This window comes from Variovorax sp. P1_H12_2 (assembly GCF_056405335.1).
Genome location: NZ_JBFUCI010000533.1, coordinates 1 through 3704, shown reverse-complemented (window position 1 = coordinate 3704; position 3704 = coordinate 1). Strand labels below are relative to the sequence as shown.

Sequence of the window (3704 nt, the reverse complement as noted above, 5' to 3'; positions counted from 1 at the left end):
GCACGATGCCGTCGATAAGCTCGGCGCGCGTGGCCGAGCCGACGGCGGCGAGCATGCGGACTTCGTCCTCGGCTTCGATGCCGATGTGGCGCGCGATGAATTCTTCGGCGTTCTGGAGTTCGCTGAGCGAGGGGGCAGTGGGCAGCACGGGCGTCGGCATGGAAGGGTCCGGTCGGGCGTAGGGGTCAGTTGTCGGCGGAGAATTTCGCGTAGGCGGTTTCGTCGAGCAGCGGCTCGAGCTGCGCGGGGTCGCTCACGCGCACCTTGAAGAACCAGCCGGCGTCCATCGGTGCACTGTTGGCGAGCGAGGGATCGGCGCGCAGCGCCTCGTTGACCTCGGTGATCTCGCCAGACACCGGCATGAACACGTCGGCCGCGGCCTTGACCGACTCGACCACGCCGGCGACATCGCCCTGGGCGAAGCTCTTGCCGACTTCGGGCAGGTCGACGAAGACCACGTCGCCGAGGGCGTCCTGCGCATGCACCGTGATGCCGACCGTGACCAGCGCCGCGTCGGCTTCCTGCCGCACCCACTCGTGGTCCTTGGTGTACTTGAGGCTCATGAAAATCTCCTTGAAAAGTGTCTGGCTTGAAGAAATCGAGAAATCGAGGARGGCCTCAGCCCCGGTGGTAGCGCGCGGGAACGAAGGGCAGGGTGCTCACTTCCATCGGCACCGGCTTGCCGCGCACGATGGCCTGGATCCGTGTTCCGGGCTCGGCATAGGCCAGCGCGACGTAGCCCATTGCGACCGGCCGGTCGACGGTCGGGCCCAGCAGTCCGCTGGTGACCTGGCCGATGGCCAGGCCGCCCTCGAAGGATTCGAGCATCGTGCCGTCGCGCACCGGAATGCGTTCCAGCGCCACCAGGCCGACCCGCTTGCGCTTGAGCGTCTCGTGGTCCAGGTGGCCGGCCGCGCCGTTGGCGGCGGTGAGCTGCGCCAGCACCCTGGCCGCGCCGGGGAAGCCGCCTTCGCGTGCGCCGCCCGTGCGCCGCACCTTCTGGATCGCCCAGCCGAGGGAGGCCTCGACCGGCGTGGTGCCGGCGTCGATGTCGCTGCCATAGAGGCACAGGCCGGCTTCCAGCCGCAGCGAGTTGCGCGCGCCCAGGCCGATCGGCTTCACCTCGGGCTGGGCCAGCAGCAGGCGGGCCAGTGGCTCGGCGTCGCGGGCGGCGACCGAGATCTCGAAACCGTCCTCGCCGGTGTAGCCGCTGCGCGTCACGAAGGCCGCGATGCCGCCGATCTGCACCGTGCCGCCGGTCATGAAGACGAAGCGCTCGATGCCGGGCGACAGGCGCGCCAACGCGGCCGCGGCCTGCGGCCCCTGGAGCGCGAGCAGCGCGTGGTCGGGCATCGGCAGCACCTGGCAGCGCTGGCCGATCCGGGCCGTGATGTGCGCGATATCGGCCTGCTTGCAGGCGCCGTTGACGATCACGAACAGCGAATCCTGGCCTTCGTTGAAGAACATCAGGTCGTCGAGGATGCCGCCTTCGTCGTTCAGCAGCAGCCCGTAGCGCTGTTTGCCGGGCGCCAGGCCGATCACGTCGACCGGCATCAGGCTCTCGAAGGCGGCGGCGGCATCGGGGCCGGCCAGGCGCAGCTGTCCCATGTGGGAGATGTCGAACAGGCCGGCGGCCTCGCGCGTGTGCTTGTGCTCGGCCATCAGGCCGGCGGGGTATTGCACCGGCATCGCGTAGCCGGCAAAGGGCACCATGCGGGCGCCGAGCTCCAGGTGGAGGCCGTGGAGCGGGGTCTTCTGCAGATCGTCGGATGCGGCGGCCAAGGGCGTATCTCCAAAGGGGCAGTCTAGTTCCATGGCGAGAAGCCATGGGCCACCCCTGCTGTCCGCTTTACCTGAGAGATTCGCCCCACGATCGGGGTTTGCTCCTTCGGTGGACGGACCGGCGCGACTGCGCGACGAACCGCCTCTCTCCAGCAAGGAAACGCCCGGGAACGGGCGCTTCGTCAGTCCTTTTGCCTGAGCGTTCGGGCCCGTGTTTCGAGGGACCTGCGCCTTCGGCGGTCCCATGGTGGCGGGACGCTCTCCTGACCGGGCGAGTGTAAGGGAATCGGCGGCCGCCCGGCCGGCGTTTTTCAGTGCACGGCCGTCGAAGGCAGCAGCCGGTCGATGCGCTCGCGGATCGACTCGGCGCGTTCGGTGCCCGCTGCCTGTTCGATTTCGTCGAGCATCTCGCTCGCCACGGCCAGCATCGCGGCGCGGTCGCGCGCCTCCCGCAGCAGCTCGCGAAAGCGCTCGGCCAGCAGGGGATCGCGGCGCACGAACATGCGTTCGCACAGATCGAAAAGGAACATGCGCGTGGTGGCGAGCGAGCGCTTGCCGTCGAAGGCATCGGCCGCGGCCGGCGCGGGGTCGGCCGGCTGTTGCTGCACCGGCATCGGCACGCGGTCCTGCGCCAGGGGTCCGCGATCCAGGAGGTAGCCTTCGCGCACCAGATGCAGCGCGACACGCCCGGCTTCGTCCCGGCCGCCGAACAGCTGGCCGAAGTCGGTCACCGACCGCTGGCCATCGGCCATCAGCAGCAGGGCGCGTTCGCGCTGGCCCAGGCTGCGGCAGCCGGGGCGGAGTTCATGGCGCGCCTTGTCGGTCTTGATGAGGAACATGGGGTGCTGCGGCGTTCGGTGGTCGAGCGCCGCAGCATGGGCCTCTTGYGTGACGGCGTCGTGAAACCGCCGGCATCGGCGCTATTTCGAGTAGACCAGGTCGCGCAGCCCGAGCGAGATGCCGGGCACGTAGGTGACCACCATCAGGCAGGCCAGGATCACCAGCACGAACGGGACCAGGTAGGGCACGATGCGGTCGAGCGAAATGCGCGCCACGGTGCAGGCCGCGAACAGGTTGACGCCGAAGGGCGGCGTGATCATGCCGAGCGCCAGGTTCACCACCATCACCAGGCCGAAGTGCACCGGATCGATGCCGAAGTGCATCGCCACCGGCGCCAGGATCGGCGCCAGCACGATGATCGCCGCGCTGGTCTCGATGAACATGCCGATCACGAACAGGGCGCCATTGACGCCGAGCAGGAACATCGCCGGCGACTGCAGCACCTCCTGCAGCCAGCGGCCGATGGCGTCGGGCACGCCGGCGCGCGTGATCAGGAAGGCGAACAGCCCGGCGTTGGCGATGATGAACATGATCACCGACGACGACACCACCGACTTGCGCAGCACCGCATAGAGTCCGGCCGGCCTGATCTCGCGGTAGATCAGCGTGCCGACGATCAGCGCGTAGAGCACCGCCACCGCCGACGCCTCGGTGGGCGTGAAGATGCCGCCGTAGATGCCGCCGAGGATGATCACCGGCATCAGCAGCGCCCAGCCGGCGCGCCAGGTCGCGGTGCCGACGCCGAGCCGGCCGTCGCCGTCGTTCTTGCCCAGTCCCTTGAACTTGCAATAGACGTAGACGAAGGCCATCAGGGCCAGGCTGATCAGGATGCCCGGGCCGAAGCCGGYGATGAACAGCTCGCCGATCGAGACCTCGGCGCTGACGCCGTACAGGATCATCGGGATCGAGGGCGGGATGATCACGCCGAGCTCGGCGCTGGTGGCCTGCAGCGCGGCGGCGTAGCCCACCGGGTAGCCGTGCTTGATCAGCGCCGGGATCAGGATGGCGCCGATCGCGAAGGTGGTCGCCACCGAGGAGCCCGACACCGCGGCGAAGATCATGCAGGTCAGCACGCAGGTCAT

At 68.9% G+C, this 3704-nt stretch carries 4 protein-coding genes and 2 riboswitches; all 4 genes read right to left on the bottom strand.

From position 1 onward, the window contains the following. Nucleotides 1-185: 185 nt before the first annotated feature. On the bottom strand, nt 186-563 hold the full coding sequence (gene gcvH / locus AC1D2K_RS31745; protein ID WP_478094045.1) for a glycine cleavage system protein GcvH: 378 nt from the start codon (nt 561-563) through the stop codon (nt 186-188). Between the two features lie 55 nt (nt 564-618). Further along, nucleotides 619-1815, bottom strand: coding sequence for a glycine cleavage system aminomethyltransferase GcvT (gcvT, locus tag AC1D2K_RS31740; RefSeq protein ID WP_478094044.1), 1197 nt, complete (start codon nt 1813-1815; stop codon nt 619-621). 15 nt (nt 1816-1830) lie between these two features. Then, nucleotides 1831-1945, bottom strand: a riboswitch (glycine riboswitch). Nucleotides 1946-1963: 18 nt separating this feature from the next. Then, nucleotides 1964-2050, bottom strand: a riboswitch (glycine riboswitch). Between the two features lie 43 nt (nt 2051-2093). Continuing rightward, nucleotides 2094-2621, bottom strand: coding sequence for a hypothetical protein (locus AC1D2K_RS31735; RefSeq protein ID WP_478094042.1), 528 nt, complete (start codon nt 2619-2621; stop codon nt 2094-2096). Nucleotides 2622-2702: 81 nt separating this feature from the next. After that, nucleotides 2703-3704: TRAP transporter large permease (locus AC1D2K_RS31730; RefSeq protein WP_478094040.1), on the bottom strand; the 1002-nt coding region annotated here is incomplete at its 5' end.